General features: G+C 72.0%; 19 protein-coding genes. 12 read left to right on the top strand and 7 right to left on the bottom strand.

All coding sequences use genetic code 11. The annotated features are described in order from the left end of the window. Positions 1–146 precede the first annotated feature (146 nt). Positions 147–416, top strand: a complete 270-nt coding sequence (locus tag FNH09_RS24600; RefSeq protein ID WP_152891579.1) for an antitoxin — start codon at positions 147–149, stop codon at positions 414–416. Positions 417–469: 53 nt separating this feature from the next. On the opposite strand, the gene FNH09_RS24595 is transcribed toward FNH09_RS24600, so the two are convergent. The 4 genes from FNH09_RS24595 to FNH09_RS24580 all read right to left on the bottom strand — a co-directional run bounded on the left by FNH09_RS24595 (position 470) and on the right by FNH09_RS24580 (position 4,500). Next, positions 470–1,183 carry a class III extradiol dioxygenase subunit B-like domain-containing protein gene (locus tag FNH09_RS24595; protein ID WP_152891577.1) on the bottom strand — a complete coding sequence of 238 codons (714 nt, stop codon included), beginning with the start codon at positions 1,181–1,183 and terminating at the stop codon, positions 470–472. 53 nt (positions 1,184–1,236) lie between these two features. Next, positions 1,237–2,766, bottom strand: a complete 1,530-nt coding sequence (miaB, locus tag FNH09_RS24590; RefSeq protein WP_152891575.1) for a tRNA (N6-isopentenyl adenosine(37)-C2)-methylthiotransferase MiaB — start codon at positions 2,764–2,766, stop codon at positions 1,237–1,239. A 100-nt stretch (positions 2,767–2,866) separates the two neighbouring features. Next, on the bottom strand, positions 2,867–3,571 hold the full coding sequence (locus tag FNH09_RS24585) for a response regulator (RefSeq protein ID WP_152891573.1): 705 nt from the start codon (positions 3,569–3,571) through the stop codon (positions 2,867–2,869). Next, a complete protein-coding gene (locus tag FNH09_RS24580; RefSeq protein ID WP_420802777.1) occupies positions 3,568–4,500 on the bottom strand; it encodes a HAMP domain-containing sensor histidine kinase in 933 nt (310 codons plus the stop codon). Before FNH09_RS24580 ends, FNH09_RS24585 begins: the two co-directional genes overlap by 4 nt. Positions 4,501–4,749: 249 nt before the next feature. Here FNH09_RS24580 and FNH09_RS24575 point away from each other — a divergent pair, with 249 nt between their 5' ends. Then, positions 4,750–5,235: a cation:proton antiporter regulatory subunit gene (locus FNH09_RS24575; protein WP_162469037.1), complete on the top strand. Its 486-nt coding sequence runs from the start codon at positions 4,750–4,752 to the stop codon at positions 5,233–5,235. Positions 5,236–5,237: 2 nt separating this feature from the next. After that, the gene (locus FNH09_RS24570; protein ID WP_338017676.1) at positions 5,238–6,488 is read left to right on the top strand and encodes a cation:proton antiporter; all 1,251 of its coding nucleotides are present in this window, start codon (positions 5,238–5,240) and stop codon (positions 6,486–6,488) included. 390 nt (positions 6,489–6,878) lie between these two features. Here the strand turns inward: FNH09_RS24570 and FNH09_RS24565 are convergent, their stop codons facing one another. After that, positions 6,879–7,286 (bottom strand): pyrophosphohydrolase domain-containing protein, encoded by a 408-nt coding sequence (locus FNH09_RS24565; RefSeq protein ID WP_152891567.1) that lies wholly within the window; start codon positions 7,284–7,286, stop codon positions 6,879–6,881. Positions 7,287–7,407: 121 nt separating this feature from the next. Between FNH09_RS24565 and FNH09_RS24560 the strand changes: the two genes are divergently transcribed. Further along, on the top strand, positions 7,408–8,406 hold the full coding sequence (locus tag FNH09_RS24560; protein WP_152891565.1) for a TAXI family TRAP transporter solute-binding subunit: 999 nt from the start codon (positions 7,408–7,410) through the stop codon (positions 8,404–8,406). Here the strand turns inward: FNH09_RS24560 and FNH09_RS24555 are convergent. Then, complete coding sequence (locus tag FNH09_RS24555; RefSeq protein WP_152891564.1) at positions 8,396–9,802, bottom strand: sensor histidine kinase; 1,407 nt, start codon at positions 9,800–9,802, stop codon at positions 8,396–8,398. The two genes, FNH09_RS24560 and FNH09_RS24555, sit on opposite strands and share 11 nt — an antisense overlap. 10 nt (positions 9,803–9,812) lie before the next feature. Next, complete coding sequence (locus FNH09_RS24550; protein ID WP_162469036.1) at positions 9,813–10,499, bottom strand: response regulator; 687 nt, start codon at positions 10,497–10,499, stop codon at positions 9,813–9,815. A gap of 283 nt (positions 10,500–10,782) precedes the next feature. Here FNH09_RS24550 and FNH09_RS24545 point away from each other — a divergent pair, with 283 nt between their 5' ends. The 8 genes from FNH09_RS24545 (at position 10,783) to FNH09_RS24515 (ending at position 17,241) form a co-directional block, all read left to right on the top strand. After that, a complete protein-coding gene (locus tag FNH09_RS24545; RefSeq protein ID WP_152891562.1) occupies positions 10,783–11,559 on the top strand; it encodes an amino acid ABC transporter ATP-binding protein in 777 nt (258 codons plus the stop codon). 88 nt (positions 11,560–11,647) lie between these two features. Next, positions 11,648–12,490 (top strand): glutamate ABC transporter substrate-binding protein, encoded by an 843-nt coding sequence (locus FNH09_RS24540; protein WP_152891560.1) that lies wholly within the window; start codon positions 11,648–11,650, stop codon positions 12,488–12,490. Between the two features lie 121 nt (positions 12,491–12,611). After that, positions 12,612–13,280 (top strand): ABC transporter permease subunit, encoded by a 669-nt coding sequence (locus tag FNH09_RS24535; protein ID WP_162469035.1) that lies wholly within the window; start codon positions 12,612–12,614, stop codon positions 13,278–13,280. Next, positions 13,277–14,185, top strand: a complete 909-nt coding sequence (locus FNH09_RS24530) for an amino acid ABC transporter permease (RefSeq protein WP_152891556.1) — start codon at positions 13,277–13,279, stop codon at positions 14,183–14,185. Before FNH09_RS24535 ends, FNH09_RS24530 begins: the two co-directional genes overlap by 4 nt. A gap of 232 nt (positions 14,186–14,417) precedes the next feature. Beyond that, on the top strand, positions 14,418–16,019 hold the full coding sequence (locus FNH09_RS24525) for an FAD-dependent monooxygenase (protein ID WP_162469034.1): 1,602 nt from the start codon (positions 14,418–14,420) through the stop codon (positions 16,017–16,019). Positions 16,020–16,137: 118 nt separating this feature from the next. Further along, the gene (locus tag FNH09_RS50250) at positions 16,138–16,224 is read left to right on the top strand and encodes a putative leader peptide (protein ID WP_313960178.1); all 87 of its coding nucleotides are present in this window, start codon (positions 16,138–16,140) and stop codon (positions 16,222–16,224) included. A gap of 76 nt (positions 16,225–16,300) precedes the next feature. Further along, positions 16,301–16,843: a cupin domain-containing protein gene (locus FNH09_RS24520; RefSeq protein ID WP_162469033.1), complete on the top strand. Its 543-nt coding sequence runs from the start codon at positions 16,301–16,303 to the stop codon at positions 16,841–16,843. After that, positions 16,834–17,241 (top strand): rhodanese-like domain-containing protein, encoded by a 408-nt coding sequence (locus FNH09_RS24515; protein ID WP_152891552.1) that lies wholly within the window; start codon positions 16,834–16,836, stop codon positions 17,239–17,241. The genes FNH09_RS24520 and FNH09_RS24515 overlap by 10 nt, the downstream gene beginning before the upstream one ends. The last annotated feature ends 269 nt before the right edge of the window (positions 17,242–17,510 follow it).

The following is a 17,510-nucleotide window of genomic DNA, read 5'->3' as shown; positions in this document are numbered from 1 at the left end:
CGGCAGGGAGTCGGCGGCCGCCGAGGAGCGAACCGAGGCGGCCGCGACCGGTCCCGAGGTGGCGGCGCCCGCCGGATCGGCGGCGGCGGACCGCGCGGCGGGCGAGGGCGCCCGTAGGCAACCGCGCCGCGAGGGAAGGTGACCCCATGGGTCTGAAGGACAGTTTGAAGGCCAGGATCGGCCCGGCGAAGGACAAGGTCTCCGATCTCGCGCACCAGCACGGGGGCAAGATCACCCACGGTCTGGACAAGGCCGCGAAGGTGGTCGACGAGAAGACCAAGGGCAAGTACAGCGACAAGATCCAGACGGGCACGGGCAAGGCCAAGGGCGCCATGGACCGGCTCGCGCACAAGAAGGGCCCGGAGGCGGGCGACAGCACCGCCACCCCGCCGGAGACACCTCCCCCGACCTCCTGAAAAACAGGATCGTCCGCCGTACGGGGTGGGCCCGGCCCGCTGGTCGTCCCGCGCTACGACCAGGTGGCGACCAGGTATCCCACCCCGTACGGCGCGTCCTCGTACAGCAGGGTGCCGGCGAGCCCCGCGTCCTCGGCCGCGCCGGCCAGGACCTGCCAGGGAGCCCGGCCCGAGGCCTTGAGCTCGTACGCCAGCTCGGCGTCCAGCGCCTTGACGGCGGCGACGTCCGCCGCCCCCAGGGCACGCGCGGCCGCCGCGTCGAACGGCTCCGCCCGCGCGTCGAGATAGCCCGGTGCCTTCACCGTCCGGCAGGCGCTGCCGTCGCCCATCACGAGCAGCGCGAGCCGCTCGCCGTCGGCCACCAGGTCCCGGCCCGCCTCGACGCAACGCTCGGCCGCCAGCGGCTCCCCGACACCGAGTCCCTCGATCGGGGCGTCCGACCAGCCGGTCCGCTCCAGCAACCACGCGGCCACGGCGAGCGAGGGCGGCAACGGGCGCTCGCCGGGCGTGCCCCGGTCGCGGCCCAGTGTCACGCCGAGATCCACACCGAAGCCGCGGAACGAGCCCCGCGCGCCCTCCGGGTACGGGCCGCGTGCGCCCTGGTCGGCGGGTCCGACGACCACGAGCCGGTCCGGCCGGGCGGCGGCGAGCAGTCCCAGCGCTTGCACGCAGGCGGCACGGGCGGCGTCCAGTTCGGACGCGGCGCCCGCGGCGACCTCCGGTACGAGCAGGGGCGGGGCGGGGCAGACTGCGGCGGCGACGAGCATGATCCGCAGGGTAGCCGAGTGCTCACAGGACCCGGGGCCGCTCCGCTCCGCGGTCAGTCGCAGCCGCAGCCGCTGCCCGTGGCGACCGGCAGCGGAGCCGGCGCGCCGATCTTCGGCAGCCCGAGCATGACGCCGGCCGAGGGAGCCGCCTTCTCCGCGTTGCGCTTCTCCCAGGCGTCCCCCGCGCGCGTGCGCCGCACGTCGAGCGTGGGTCCCTCGGCGAGGAGGTGGTGCGGGGCCGCGTACGTGATCTCGACCGTGACCACGTCGCCGGGGCGGACCTCCTGGTCCGGCTTGGTGAAGTGGACCAGGCGGTTGTCGGGGGCGCGGCCGGACAGACGGTGGGTGGCACCGTCCTTGCGGCCCTCACCCTCGGCGACCATCAGTTCGAGGGTGCGGCCGACCTGCTTCTTGTTCTCGTCCCAGGAGATCTCCTCCTGGAGCGCGACGAGACGTTCGTAGCGGGCCTGGACGACCTCCTTGGGGATCTGGTCGTCCATGGTGGCGGCCGGGGTGCCGGGACGCTTGGAGTACTGGAAGGTGAACGCCTGCGCGAACCGCGCCTCGCGCACCACGTGCAGCGTCTGCTCGAAGTCCTCCTCGGTCTCGCCGGGGAAGCCCACGATGATGTCGGTGGTGATCGCGGCGTGCGGGATGGCGGCCCGGACCTTCTCGATGATGCCGAGGTAACGGTCCTGCCGGTACGACCGGCGCATCGCCTTCAGCACCGGGTCCGAGCCGGACTGGAGCGGCATGTGCAGCTGCGGCATCACGTTGGGGGTCTCGGCCATGGCGGCGATGACGTCGTCGGTGAAGTCGCGCGGGTGCGGGGAGGTGAAGCGGACGCGCTCCAGGCCCTCGATGCTCCCGCAGGCCCGCAGCAGCTTGCTGAAGGCCTCGCGGTCGCCGATGTCCGAGCCGTAGGCGTTGACGTTCTGGCCGAGCAGCGTGATCTCGCTGACGCCCTCGCCGACCAGGGCCTCGATCTCGGCGAGGATGTCGCCGGTGCGGCGGTCCTTCTCCTTGCCGCGCAGCGCCGGGACGATGCAGAAGGTACAGGTGTTGTTGCAGCCGACGGAGATCGACACCCAGGCCGCGTAGGCGCTCTCGCGCCGGGTCGGCAGCGTGGAGGGGAAGGCCTCCAGCGACTCGGCGATCTCGACCTGCGCCTCTTCCTGCACGCGGGCGCGCTCCAGCAGGACGGGCAGCTTGCCGATGTTGTGCGTGCCGAAGACGACGTCCACCCAGGGCGCCTTCTTCACGATGGTGTCGCGGTCCTTCTGGGCGAGGCAGCCGCCGACGGCGATCTGCATGCCGGGGCGCTTCGTCTTCATCGGCGCGAGGCGGCCGAGGTTGCCGTAGAGCCGGTTGTCGGCGTTCTCCCGGACGGCGCAGGTGTTGAAGACCACGACGTCCGCGTCGCCGTCCGAGCCCTCGGGGGCACGCACGTACCCGGCGTCTTCGAGCAGCCCGGACAATCGCTCGGAGTCGTGGACGTTCATCTGGCACCCGTAGGTGCGGATCTCGTAACTCTTGGTTCCTTCGACGTCCACTGCGAGGCTCCGGTCGCTGCTGCTGGTCATGCCTCCAGAGTAGGCGGTGCCGACGACAGCCCCGCCCGGGTGTTCCCGGGGCCGCCGCCCCCGGGGGCAGCGCGTGAGCCGGGGAAGCGCCACGGGCCGGTCACGGGTCGATGAGGCCCGCCCGGATCGCGTACCGGGTGAGCTCCAGCCGGTCGCGCATCCCCAGCTTGTGCAGCAGGTTGGCCCGATGGCGCTCGACGGTCTTCGCGCTGATGAACAGCAGCTCGCCGATCTCCTTCGACGTGTGCCCCTCGGCGACCAGCTTGAGGATCTCCTCCTCGCGGTCGGTGACGACCCGCTCGGGCAGGCCGTCGCCGCGGTGCAGCCGCTCCAGGTAGGAGCGGACGAGGGCCCGCTCCGCGCCCGGGTAGACGAACGGCTCGTCGCGCACGGCCGCCCGGCAGGCCTCGACCAGGTCACGGTCGGCCACGGACTTCAGGACGTAGCCGACGGCACCGGCCCTGAGCGTCTCGAAGAAGTACTGCTCGTTGTCGTACATCGTCAGGATCAGGATGCGCAGGCCGGGCAGCCTGCGGGAGAGCTCGCGGGCCGCCTGGAGCCCTGTCATCCGGGGCATCGCGATGTCGAGGACAGCCAGGTCGATGTCGCCGGCCCGGGCCCGGGCCACCGCCTCGGCGCCGTCGCCCGCCTCGGCGACCACCGTGAGGTCCGGCTCGCCCTCCAGGATGAGGCGCACACCACGTCGTACGAGCGTGTGGTCGTCGGCGAGCAGCACTCGGATCGGAGCGCCGGACCGGGCCTGGGGCGTCGGAGGTGTCTGGGGCGTCGGGGCGTGGTGGCTCATCGGGGCACTCGCAGACGGATGTCGGTGCCGCGCCCGGGCGCGGGTGTCAGGGACAAGGTCGCGCCGATCAGCAGGGCCCTCTCGCGCATCCCGCGGATCCCGGCGCCCTCCCGGCCTTCCTCCAGGCCCGTGCCGTTGTCGCGTACGAGGAGTTCGACGCCGTCCGGGACGGGGTGCAGCCGGATCTCGGCCTGGTCGGCACCGGAGTGCCGGACGGTGTTGGTGAGGCCTTCCTGGGCGACCCGGTAGAGCACGAGCTCCGACTCCTCGGTCAGCGGGGGCAGCTCGCCGGCGACCCGATGGCTCACCGTGACCCCGGGGGTGGTGAACTCGGCGGCGAGTGCGCGCAGGGCACTGGCCAGGCCGAGTTCCTCCAGCACGCCGGGGCGCAGCCGACGGGCGATGCGGCGGACCTCGTCGAGACCCGCCCGGGTCGCCTCCTGTGCCTGTCCCACCTCCGCGCGCAGTTCCTCGGGCACCCGGTCGGCGACCCGCTTGAGCTGGAGCAGGACCGCGGTCAGGGTCTGGCCGACCTCGTCGTGCAGCTCGCGGGCGACGCGCCGGCGCTCGCGCTCCTGCGCGGACAGCGCCCGCGCGGCGCTGGTGGCACGCTCGCGCTCCAGCCGGTCGAGCATCGTGTTGTACGTGGTGATCAGTGCCGCGGTCTCGGCGGGACCGGCGACAGGGGCACGCGGTCCCGGACGCAGCAGGTCGGCGGTGGCCATCGCGTTGCCGAGCCGGCGCAGCGGGGCGAGCCCGATCCGCAGCACGGCGGCGTTGCCCACCAGGAGGGCCGCGAGCCCCACGGCGACGACCAGTGCCTCACGCGGCAGCACCGGGGTCGACACGGTGACCGGTCCCAGCAGCAGCGCGGCGGCCACGGCCAGGCCAGTGGCGTTGAGCGAGAAGATCCGCCAGAACAGCGACAAGGTCCAGTACCCGCCTTCCGCCATGTCCGCCGACCCGCTTCCGCCACCAGGGCCTACCAGCTTCTCCGCCCCGCGCCGTCCCCGTACATCCGTCATGACACCCATATCGCCACCGTACGGGCGAATGGCAGCATGGCGGCTCCGGGGTCCCGCGCACGATCCGTCCGCCGGGCGGCCGGCGGGACCCGCGACGAGGTCCGTTGCCGTCGGCAGGACGGTCCACAAGAACGATCAGCAAGGGGAAGAAACGTGTCTGCTCCACGCCTCCGTGCGACGCCGCTGCCGGGCATCGGGGTCCAGTACGACCTGGTGACGCGAGAACAGCGCCACCTGTCCGTGGTGGCGCACCGCGACGGCACCCGCACGGTGAACATGTACCGGACTGACGACCCGGACTCCTGCGCCCACTCGCTGCGGCTGACCGGCGCGGAGGCGGGAACACTGATCGACGCGCTGAAGCCGTCCCACCACAGCCCGAACCTGCTGTACACCACCGACCTGGGCCTGGTGGCCGAGCGCATCGAGATCGCGGCCGGCTCGTACTGGAACGGGCGGGTGCTGGGCGAGACCCGGATGCGGACCGAGACCGGCGCGTCGATCGTGGCGGTGTTGCGGCGGTCCGGGGCCACCCCGTCCCCGGCGCCGGACTTCCGGCTGGCGGGCGGCGACACCCTCATCGTCATCGGCACCCGCGAGGGCGTCGACTCGGCGGCGGCCATCCTCGGACGGGAGTGAGTGTGCACTCAGCGGTCCTGCTGATCGAGTTCGGTTCCATCATCCTTGCGCTCGGCCTGCTCGGCCGGGCGGCCGCCCGCTTCCGGCTCTCGCCCATCCCGCTGTACCTGCTGGCCGGGCTCGCCTTCGGTGAGGGCGGGCTGCTGCCGCTCGGCGCGAGCGAGGAGTTCGTCGCCACCGGCGCCGAGATCGGCGTCATCCTCCTGCTGTTGATGCTGGGTCTGGAGTACTCGGCGAGCGATCTGGTCTCCAACCTCAAGGCCCACTACCCGTCCGGGCTGGTCGACTGCGCGCTCAACGCCCTGCCCGGCGCGGCGGCGGCCCTGCTGCTCGGCTGGGGCCCGGTGGCCGCGGTGGTGCTGGCGGGGGTCACCTGGATCTCGTCGTCCGGGGTGATCGCCAAGGTGCTCGGCGACCTCGGCCGGGTCGGCAACCGGGAGACCCCGGTGATCCTCAGCGTCCTGGTGCTGGAGGATCTGGCGATGGCGGTGTACCTGCCCATCGTCACCGCGCTGGTCGCCGGGGCGGGGCTGGCCGCCGGGAGTGTCACGCTGGCCGTCGCGCTGGGGGCCGCCGGGCTGGTGCTGTTCGTCGCGGTCCGCTACGGCCGGGTCGTCTCCCGTTTCGTCTCCAGCGACGACCCGGAGAAGCTGCTGCTCGTCGTGCTGGGGCTGACCATCCTGGTGGCGGGCGTGGCGCAGCAGCTCCAGGTGTCGGCGGCGGTCGGCGCGTTCCTGGTCGGCATCGCGCTGTCCGGGGAGGCCGCGGAGGGCGCGCACACGCTGCTGAGCCCGCTGCGCGACCTGTTCGCCGCCGTCTTCTTCGTGTTCTTCGGTCTGCACACGGATCCGGCGAGCATCCCTCCGGTCCTGCTGCCCGCCCTCGTCCTCGCCGTCGTCACCGCGGCGACGAAGATCGCCACCGGGTACTGGGCGTCGTGGCGCGCGGGCATCTCGGTCAAGGGGCGCTGGCGGGCCGGTGGAGCGCTGGTGGCCCGCGGCGAGTTCTCGATCGTCATCGCGGGCCTGGCGGTCACGGCCGGTATCGAGCCGTCCCTGGGGCCGCTGGCCACGGCGTACGTGCTTCTGCTCGTCGTCCTCGGCCCGCTCACCGCGCGCTACACGGAGCCGCTCGCGACCTGGTGGAGCCGTCGCGGCGCGACCCGGCGGGCGGCCCTGGACGAAGCGCCGCGCGCGACGGAGGGCGCGGCGGCCGAGGGCGGCGCACGGACCGGGACGACTGTGGGCGACTGAGCCCGGAAAAGACCGGATGCGCGAGGCGGACGCACAGGAACCGGATGCGCGAGGGCCGACACCCGAGGACCGGGTGCGCAAGGCCGACGCACAGGCGGCCGAACGCACGGGGCCGACGCACGGGGAACCGGATGCGCGGGACCCACGCACAGGAACCGGATGCGCGGGATCACCGCCCAAGGACCGGGTGCCCGAAGCCGACGCACACGGGGCCGAACGCGCGGGGCCGACGCACGGGGAACCGGATGCGCGGGACCCACGCACAGGAACCGGATGCGCGAGGGCCGACACCCGGGAGCCGACGCACGGGAACCACGTGCACGAGGGCCGACATCCAGGGGTCGCGTGCGTGGGGCCCACGCACGCGGGGACGGGTCGGCGGGGAGCTGGTCAGGCGGCGCCGTCGGGCACCCATCCCTGGCGGCGCAGCACGGCCGACACGTCCGGTGCCTCGTAGTGGTCGCCCTTCAGCACCTTCCCGTCCGCGCGGCGGGCGACCTGGCCGTCCGGGCCCAGCTTGGTCATGTTGGAGCGGTGGATCTCGGCGATCACCGCATCGAGGTCGATCCCGTGGACGAGGGCCGTGCCGTACGCCACGTAGACGACGTCGGCCAGTTCGTGGGCAAGGCTGTCGAGCGGTCCCTCGACCGAGACCTCGGCCACCTCGGCGGCCTCCTCCGCGAGCAGCTCGCCCCGGTGCGCGGCGAGCTGCGGGGACACCTGGGTGGGAATGCTGCGGGCGTCCAGCCCGAAGGCGCGGTGGAACTCACGGACCAGATCGGCGGGCGAGGTGCTCATGCGCCCGACTGTACCGACCACCACCGACAGTCCCGGCCGGGCCGATCCCCGCCCCGATCACCTCCGCCCGGTCCCCTCGGCCCCTGGCCAGCACCGCGCCCGTGCTGGCAGGATCGCGCCCATGTCCAAGGTGATCCCCCGTGTCGGCAGGCGCCGAGCCCTCCAGGGCGCGGCCGCCGGTTTCGTGGCCCTCGGGCTGCTGGTGTGGTGGCTGGTGCCGCTCGGCGAGGAGCCGCCGGGCGGGACGATCACGTTCAGCACCGGTACCCCGAGCGGGGTCTACCAGGAGTACGGCCGGCTGCTGCGCAGCGAGCTGGACCGGGACATGCCCGACCTGACGGTGAAGCTGCGGACCAGCGACGGCTCGCAGGAGAACGTCGCGCGCGTGGCCTCCGGACAGGCCGACTTCACCATCGCCGCGGCGGACGCGGTGGAGACGTACGAAGTGAACGGCGGCAGGGGCGCCGCCGGGCTGCGCGGGGTCGCGCGCCTCTACGACGACTACGTCCAACTGGTCGTGCCGCGCGACTCGAGCATCCACTCCGTGGCGGACCTGAGGGGCAGGCGCGTGGCCATCGGGCCGCCCGAGTCCGGCGTGCGGCTCATCGCCGACCGGGTGCTCGGGGCGGCCGGCATCGACGCGCGCAAGGACATCACCCCCGAGCCCGACGGTATCGGCACCGCGCCCGACCGGCTGAGGTCCGGTGGGATCGACGCGTTCTTCTGGTCCGGCGGCCTGCCGACGGAGGGCGTGCGCAGGCTCGCCGAAGGGTTCTCCCTCCGGTTCGTGCCCATAGAGCCCGAACTCGTGACGAAGCTGCACGGGAAGGGCGACGTCACCCGGTACTACCGCGCCACCAACATGCCGGAGTCGGCCTACCCGACCGTGCAGAACGGGTCGGTCGTGCCGACGATGGCGGTGTCCAACCTGCTGATCACCCGGGCGGACATGGACCCCCGGCTCACCGAGTGGGTGACCCGGACCGTGATCAAGAGCCGGGACGGCATCGGCGCGCACGTCCACTCGGCCCAGCTGGTCGACCTGCGCACGGCGATCTACACCGATCCGCTCCAGCTCCACGAGGGCGCCCGGCGCTACTACCGGTCGGTCAAGCCGTAGGCTCCGACCGCGGCAGCGTCACCGTCACCCGCAGCCCGCCCGGCTCGTGGTGGCCGTAGGAGATCGTGCCGCCGCCGGCCGCCAGCAGGACCCGGGAGATCGACAGACCGAGACCCGAGCCCTTGACGTTCTGGTGCCGGCCGCTGCGCCAGAAGCGGTCGCCGACCCGGCCGAGCTCCTCGTCGGTGAGTCCGGGGCCGTTGTCGGTGACGACGACGGTCGAGGTGTCGCCGTGGGAGGCGACGGTCACCACGACGGTCTCGTCCTCGGGCGTGAACTTGACCGCGTTGTCCATCACCGCGTCCAGCGCGCTGGACAGGGTGACCGGGTCGGCCCAGGCGGTGACGGGCGGACAGTTGCCCACCAGGCGTACGCCCTTGGCCTCGGCGGTCGGCGACCAGGCCGCGACCCGCTCGGCGGTCAGCGCGCCGATGTCGGTGAGCGTGAGGTCCGCGTCGGCGTGCTCGGCGAGCGCCAGGTCGAGCAGGTCGTCGAGGACCTGCGCCAGGCGCTTGCCCTCGGTCCGGACGGAGGCGATCTCCTCGTTGCCGTCGGGCAGTTCGAGGGCGAGCAGTTCGATGCGCAGCAGCAGCGCCGCGAGCGGGTTGCGCAACTGGTGCGAGGCGTCGGCGACGAAGGCACGCTGCTGCTCCAGCACGTCCTCGACGTTGTCCGCCATCTCGTTGAACGAGCGGGCCAGTCTTCTGAGTTCCGGAGGTCCGCCGCCCACCGCGACCCGGGACTTCAGGCGTCCGGTGGCGATGTCGTGGGTGGTGGCGTCCAGGACCCGTACCGGCCTGAGGACCCAGCCGGTCAGCCGCAGGGCGGCGCCGACGGCGAGCAGCATCGCGGCGATCTCGCCCGCGCCGACGATCAGCCAGCCGTGCAGGATCCGGGCCCGCATCGCGCCGGTGGGCGAGTCGGTGACCACCACCGCGACGACGTCACCGTCCCGGATGACCGGCGACGCGACGACGAGATGACGGCGCTGCCAGGGCCAGACCTGCTCCGGGTCGTGGCTGCGGCGGCTGAGCAGCGCTTCGCCGAAGGCCTCCCGCACCTCGCCCGCCTGCGGCAGGAACCAGTCGGCGGGTGCCTGGGCCATGGGGGTGTCGGTGCGGTAGAACACCCCGGCACGAATACCGTAGACCTTGTAGTAGCTGGCGAGTTCGGTGCTGAGCGTCTCCTTGCGCTCGTCCCTGTTCGTGGTACGCGAACCGCCGGGCACCTCGGTGACGAACTGGGCGAGGGCTGCGAAGCGCGCCGTGTCGTCGATGCGGTCGACGACGACCTTCTGCTGCTGGGCCGCGGCCACGCTGACGGCGAGCGGGATTCCGAGGGCGAGCAGCACGGCCGCCATCAGGACGATGAGCAGCGGCAGCAGACGGGTGCGCAAGACGTCCCCGCTAGGCGTCCGGGGCGACGAGCCGGTAGCCCACGCCGCGTACCGTCTCGATCAGGGCGGGCAGGCGCAGTTTGGCGCGCAGGGACGCCACATGCACCTCCAGGGTGCGCCCGGTGCCCTCCCAGCTGGTGCGCCAGACCTCGCTGATGATCTGCTCGCGGCGGAAGACGACGCCGGGACGCTGGGCGAGCAGCGCGAGCAGGTCGAACTCCTTGCGGGTCAGCGCGACGACCGAGCCGTCCACGCTGACCTGGCGGGTGGGCAGTTCGATGAGTACGGATCCCAGACGCAGCGCGCTGTCGGTGCCGCCGGAGGCGTCCTCGGGCACGGCGCGCCGACTGACGGCGTGGATACGGGCGAGGAGTTCACCGGTGTCGTACGGCTTGACCACGTAGTCGTCGGCACCGAGGTTGAGGCCGTGGATGCGCGAGCGCACGTCGGCGCGGGCGGTCACCATGATCACCGGGGTGGCGGTGCGTTTGCGGATCTTGCCGCACACCTCGTAGCCGTCCTGGTCGGGCAGGCCCAGGTCCAGCAGGACCACCCCGAAGCCGGGGCCTTCGGGGACGAGCGCCTGGAGGGCCTCCTCCCCGCTGCGGGCGTGCGTGACCTCGAAGCCGTGCCGCGCCAGGACCGCGGACAGCGCGGCGGCGACATGGTTGTCGTCCTCGACGAGGAGCAGTCTCACCCCCGCCCCCTCCGGTTCATCGGTTGTACGACATCGCTACGAAGTCGTCGGATACAGCGCGTGCACGATGGCAGTCACGCTGATTGACGACAACGGCGTCAAGGGGGTTCCGGCTCCGGGCACGTTCCGTTACCCGGCCGATACGCGCCTCGGGCGCAACTGCTACGACACGTGTCCGATTGCTATCGGATCGTGATGCTCAGATTCCCCTCAGATGTAATGACGCTGGTCGTGCGGCATCACTACTGTCCTGCGAAACCGAGGAGGACGGAGCCTTGAAGCGATGACCGAAGTATCGGTGGCCGAGGAGGACGCGGTCGCGACCGACGAACTGGTCGTCCTGAAGAGCGTCAACAAGCATTTCGGCGCGTTGCACGTGCTCCAGGACATCGATCTGACGATCGCCCGCGGCGAGGTGGTCGTGGTCATCGGGCCCTCCGGGTCCGGCAAGTCCACCCTGTGCCGCACCATCAACCGTCTGGAGACCGTCGATTCGGGCACGATCACGATCGACGGCAGGCCGTTGCCCCAGGAGGGGCGGGAGTTGGCCCGGCTGCGTGCCGACGTCGGGATGGTCTTCCAGTCCTTCAATCTCTTCGCGCACAAGACCGTGCTCGAGAACGTGACGCTGGCCCAGATCAAGGTCCGCAGGGCGAACAAGCAGCAGGCCCAGGAGAAGGCGCGGGCGCTGCTGGACCGGGTCGGTGTGGGCGCACAGGCCGACAAGTACCCCGCGCAGCTCTCCGGCGGGCAGCAGCAGCGCGTCGCCATCGCGCGGGCGCTGGCGATGGACCCGAAGGTCATGCTCTTCGACGAGCCGACGTCGGCTCTCGACCCGGAGATGATCAACGAGGTGCTGGAGGTCATGCAGCAGCTCGCCCGGGACGGCATGACCATGATCGTCGTCACCCACGAGATGGGTTTCGCCCGGTCTGCGGCGGATCGCGTGGTCTTCATGGCGGACGGCCGGATCGTCGAACAGGCCGTGCCCGAGCAGTTCTTCAGCAACCCGCGCAGCGACCGCGCCAAGGACTTCCTGTCGAAGATCCTGCACCACTGACCGCGCCCGGCACGCCCGTCGTGCCCCGACGACCCGCGGCACCCGCACCTGCCGGCCCGCATTCCCTCATCACCGAAGGATGTTCACCATGAAGCTCCGCAAGGTCACCGCCGCCTCGGCCGTCGTCCTCGCCCTCGCGCTGAGCGCCACCGCCTGTGGTGGCGACAAGAAGGACAACGACAGCGGCGGCTCCGGCGGCGGCGGCAAGATCAAGATCGGCATCAAGTTCGACCAGCCCGGTCTGGGCCTGCAGAAGCCCGACGGCACGTACGCCGGCTTCGACGTCGACGTGGCGACCTACGTGGCCAAGCAGCTCGGCTACTCGCCCGACAAGATCGAGTGGGTCCAGACCAAGAGCGCCGACCGGGAGAACGCGCTCGCCCGCGGCGACGTGAAGTTCATCGCGGCCACCTACTCCATCACCGACGAGCGCAAGCAGAAGGTCGACTTCGCCGGCCCGTATCTGCTGGCGCACCAGGACCTGCTGGTCAAGGCGGGCTCCAAGATCGCCAAGGGTGACGACCTCAACGGCAAGAACCTGTGCTCGGTGACCGGTTCGACCTCGGCGCAGAACGTCCAGAAGTCCATCGCCCCGAAGGCCAACCTGCGTGAGAACAGCGGCTACTCGGAGTGCATCGCCGCCCTCCAGAGCGGTGCCGTGGACGCCGTGACCACCGACGACTCGATCCTCGCGGGCTTCGCCGCGCAGGACAAGTACAAGGGTCAGTTCAAGCTCGCCGGCCTGAAGCTGAGCAACGAGAACTACGGCATCGGCGTCAAGAAGGGCGACTCCGCGACCGTCGACAAGATCAACGACGCGCTGAAGAAGATGGTCAGCGACGGCTCCTGGCAGAAGGCGGTCGACGCGAACTTCGGCCCGGCGAACTACAAGAACGAGCCCGCCCCGACGATCGGCAACATCGTCAAGTGACGCGAGGCTCCGGCCGAGCCACGCGGGGTTCCCAGGACGCGCCGCCGCCCGCCACCTGACAGGCGGGGGGCGGCGCGCCACACCCTCCACGTACGCCACACACCCGGAAGCGCGGGAGATCGTGTTCGACTTTCTTGAAGGTTACGACGTCCTCGGGGCGTTCTGGACGACGGTGCAACTCACCGCCCTGTCCGCCGTCGGCTCCCTGGTCTGGGGCACCCTGCTGGCGGGGATGCGGGTCAGCCCGGTCCCGCTGATGCGCGGTTTCGGCACCGCCTACGTGAACATCGTGCGGAACATCCCTCTGACGGTCATCATCGTCTTCTCCTCGCTGGGCCTGGCCGACATCTTCGGCGTCACCATGGGTGCGTCCGACGACTTCAAGCTCCAGGGCTTCCGGCTGGCGGTGCTCAGCCTCTCCGCCTACACAGCGGCCTTCGTCTGCGAGGCGATCCGGTCCGGCATCAACACCGTGCCCGTGGGGCAGGCGGAGGCGGCCCGCGCGATCGGGCTGAGCTTCAGCCAGTCGTTGCGGCTGATCGTGCTGCCGCAGGCCTTCCGGGCGGTGATCGCGCCCCTGGCGAACGTGCTGATCGCCCTGACCAAGAACACCACCGTGGCGGCCGCGATCGGCGTGGCCGAGGCCGCCACCCTGATGAAGACCATGCTGGAGAACGAGGCCCAGACCATCGCCGTCGGCGCGCTCTTCGCCCTCGGCTTCGTGGTGCTGACCCTGCCCACCGGCCTCCTCCTCGGCTGGGTCGGCAAGCGCATGGCGGTGAAGCGATGAGTTCGGTCCTCTACGACGCCCCCGGCCCGCGGGCCAGACAGCGCAACATCGCCCTGTCGATCGTCTTCTTCCTGCTGCTCGCCCTGCTGCTGTGGTGGGCGTGGGGGAAGATGGACGACAAGAACCAGCTCGAATGGGCCCTGTGGGAGCCCTTCGTCACCGCCCAGGCCTGGAACACCTATCTGCTGCCGGGGCTCGGCAACACGATCAAGGCCGCCGCGCTCTCCGTGGTCATCGCGCTTCCGCTGGGCGCGGTCTTCGGCATAGCCCGGATGTCCGACCATCGCTGGGTCCGCGTCCCGGCCGGAGTGGTGGTCGAGTTCTTCCGGGCGGTACCGGTACTGCTGCTGATGCTGTTCGCGATGGAGTTCTACGTCCGTTCCACGAACGTCTCCAGCGACGACCGGCCCTTCTACGCCGTCGTCACCGGTCTGGTGCTCTACAACGCCTCGGTCCTCGCCGAGGTCGTCCGGGCCGGCATCCTCTCCCTGCCCAAGGGACAGACGGAGGCCGCGTACGCGGTCGGTCTGCGCAAGGGCCAGACGATGAGCAGCATCCTGCTGCCGCAGGCCGTCACGGTGATGCTGCCGGCCATCGTCAGCCAGCTCGTCGTGATCGTGAAGGACACCGCGCTGGGCGGTGTGATGCTCACCTTCCCCGAGTTGATGAGCTCGCGCAGCACCCTGGCGGCCAACTACGCCAACGTCGTCCCCAGCTTCATCGTGGTGGGGATCATCTTCGTCGCGCTGAACTTCGCCCTCACCACCTTCGCCTCCTGGCTGGAGCGCCGGCTGCGCCGAAGCAAGCGGGGCACCGGCAAGGTGCTCGGCGCCGAGGACGTCGAGGAGCTCAACGCGGCGGAGGTCGGGGGCTCCTTCGGCGCCGGCGCGGGCGGCAGCATCTGACACTCGCTCAAGTGGCTGGTGCGGCCCGGGAACAGTGGCGTGACCAGTGCGGAAACCTGCCGGAGGCCGTCGGGTGACCGATACGGAGGCCGTGGCGTGATCGCCACGGCCTCCGTCACTTGACGCAAGCAGCGGCAATGGGTTGCATACGTTCTGTGATCGTGCACCCTGCCCCGACCTCCTGCTCACCCACGTCCCCGAGGACTTCGCTGCGGGCAGGAGGCGCCGCGCCGTGGACCCGGTGATCATCGTCGGCGCGGGGCCCGTGGGGCTCACGCTCGCCCTGGCGCTGGCCCGTCAGGAGGTGCCCTCGGTCGTCCTGGACGAGGGACCGGGCAAGGACGAACCCCGCCTCGCGCGCACGGTCGTACTGCGCGCGGACACCGCCGCGCTCGTGGAACGGCTGACCGGGACGCCGCTCGCCGAGGAGGGCGTGCGCTGGGCCGGATGGCGGTCGCTGCGGCGCAAGCAGGTGATGCGCGAGATCACCTTCGACGACACCGAACCCGGACCGCTGCACCTCGCCCAGCACGTGCTGACCGGCGCCCTGCGCGCGGCCGTCGCCGGCGAGCGGCTCGTCAAGGTCGCCGTGAACAGCCGCCTGGACGCCGTCGAGCAGGAGACCTCCGGCGTCACCGCCCGCACCCGGGGCGACAAGGGCACCTGGTGGCGCGGCAGTTACCTGGTGGGCTGCGACGGTCCGCGCTCGACGGTACGCAAACTTCAGGACATCCGCTTCCCGGGCCGTACCGCGGTGGAACGACACGCCGTGGCCGCGCTGCGCACGGAACTTCCCTGGACCGACGAAGCGTTGATCCACCGGATGCCGCCGTGGCGGACGTCCGGCCCCTGGGCCGGAGAGGTCACCGGACGCCCGCTGCCGGACGGTGCCTGGCGACTGGACTGGCTGCTGCCGCCCGGCAAGGACCTGGTCACCCCCGAGCTCCTGGTGACCCGGGTCCGGGAGACCCTGGCCGGCTGGACGGACGGCTCCACACCGCCGTACGAACTGCTGGACACCGGCGTCCACACCGTCCACCACCGGCTGGCCCGCCGCTGGCGCGCGGGGCGGGTCTTCCTCGCCGGGGACGCCGCCCACCTGCTCGGCGCGCTCGGCACCCAGGGGCTGGACGAGGGGCTCAGGGACGCCGACAACCTCGCCTGGAAGCTGGCGCTCGCCTGGCACCACGGCCCGCACGAGACGCTGCTGGACAGCTACCAGACGGAGCGGCGCGCCGTGGTCGCCGCCCGGCTGCGCGCCGCCGACCAGGTACTGCCGCTGCTGCGCGGCGGCGGCGGGCTCCGTTCCTTCGTCCCCGGCTCGGCCCGGGGGCAGGAGGCGCTGCTCACCGACGGCCACCTGGGCCGCGGCCCGCTGGGGGAACCCGGTGGGTACGCCGGCTCCCCGCTCGCACCTCCGCTCCTGGAGGCCGAGGTCCCCGTGGACACCCCGCCGGGCGCGCAGGTCGCGGACGTACGGGTGACGGCGGAGGACGGCTCCTTCGTACCGCTGCGGGAGCGGCTGGGCCGGGGGGCGCTGCTCGTCGTCCTGGTCGCGCCGGGCACGGGTGTGTGGGAGCGCAAGCACTGGGTGACGGCCGGGATCATGCCCCGGCTCGCCGCCGCGGTGACCGCGCTGCCGCACCCGGCGGAGCTGCTGGTCGCCGAGAGCTACCCGGGGGCGGCCGCCCACACCGTGCTCCTCGTCCGCCCCGACGGTCATCTCGTCACCGCCCTGAACGGCGTGCGCCCGGCCGACCTGTACGCGGCCGCCGAGGCGGCGCTCGGCGGGCCGGCCCGCAGAGAGGCGACGGTCGGCTCGGCCTCGACGTGACCGGGCGGGCGGCGGGCGCGCCCCCGCGCGGCCACCCGCGCGCGACTCGCTGTCACCCTGCGGTCCGCATAGTGACAGTGAGTTGACCGTCCGGCACCGGCATGGTCTACTCCGGATCGTGACCGACACCTGCGTGCGCCTTTGGCGGAGGGTCCATATGGACCTCGTCCGCTACGCGGGCTGCGTGTGTCGCCCGTCCTGCTGAATTCGCATCCCTCTTCACCCGCGCGCGCCCCCTCGGCTGCCGCGCGCTCTCGCGAACGCTGACCAGGACGGTGCCCGTGTCTGTCACTCCCTCTGCCCCCGCCGCCTCCGTGCCGCACCCGGCCCAGGCCCCCACGCAGGCGGACCTCCTCGACTTCGTACGGCGCACCGCCGCCGACACCGAGTTGATCGCCTCGCTCCCGCTCGACCCGCAGGGCCGCACCTGGGTGCGCCTGGACGGGCCCGGCGGCAGCGAGGCCTGGCTGATCGGCTGGCCGCCCGGCAGCGGCACCGGCTGGCACGACCACGCGGAGTCGGTCGGCGCCTTCCTCACCGCGCGGGGCGAGCTCAAGGAGAGCTCCCTCGCCGCGCGCCTGCCCACCGACGGCTGGAAGACCCTGGAACTCTCCGACGGCGTCGATCGCGAACGCCGGCTCCCGGCGGGCCGAGGGCGCTCCTTCGGCCGCCACCACGTCCACGAGGTCCTCAACGAGTCCACCGCCGAGCACGCGATCTCCGTACACGCCTACTACCCGCCGCTGCCGCAGATCCGCCGCTACAGCCGTACCGGCCCGGTGCTGCGGCTGGAGCACGTCGAGCGTCCGCAGGACTGGCAGTGAGCGGCCCGGGCGAGCACCGGCCGACCGGCATCGACGAACTGCTGGAGCGGGTGCGCGAGGGCTACGAGCGGATCGAGGCGCCGACGGCGTACGAGGCCGCCCGGGCGGGCGAGGCACTGCTGGTGGACATCCGGTACGCGGCACTGCGCGAGCGGGACGGCCTGATCCCCGGCGCGCTCGTCATAGAACGCAACGAGCTGGAATGGCGGCTCGATCCGCAGGGCAGCCATCGCGTCCCGGAGGCCACCGGCCACGATCTGCGCGTCGTCGTGATCTGCAACGAGGGCTACGCCTCCAGCCTGGCCGCCGCGTCCCTGCACCTGTTGGGCCTGCACCGGGCGACCGACCTGGTCGGCGGGTTCCAGGCGTGGCGGACGGCGGGATTTCCGGTGACCTAGAGCTTGCCGGGATCAACTCGCTGATCGCCGACGGCCGCCCGGAAGAAGGTCCAGGGCGTTCACCGCCCACGGCTCGTCCTCGACTTCCCACGGCTTCGGCCGCACCGCTCTGCGCCCCAGGCCGGGCCCATCGCCATGCCCGACAGGGCCGTTCGGCCCTTGTCGCCGGTCAGGGGCACTGACTTCACTGATCCCGCGGTCCCGCCCGTGTCGCTTGGATCCCGCCCCTGGCCCCGGTCTCGCGGTCCCGTCCATGGGCGGGGCGGGCG

Origin of the sequence: Streptomyces adustus (genome assembly GCF_009377175.1) — a bacterium.
Classification (GTDB): Bacteria; Actinomycetota; Actinomycetes; order Streptomycetales; family Streptomycetaceae; genus Streptomyces; species Streptomyces adustus.
Note: the sequence above shows the minus strand (reverse complement) of the source record. Positions and strands in the feature narration are given on the sequence as shown.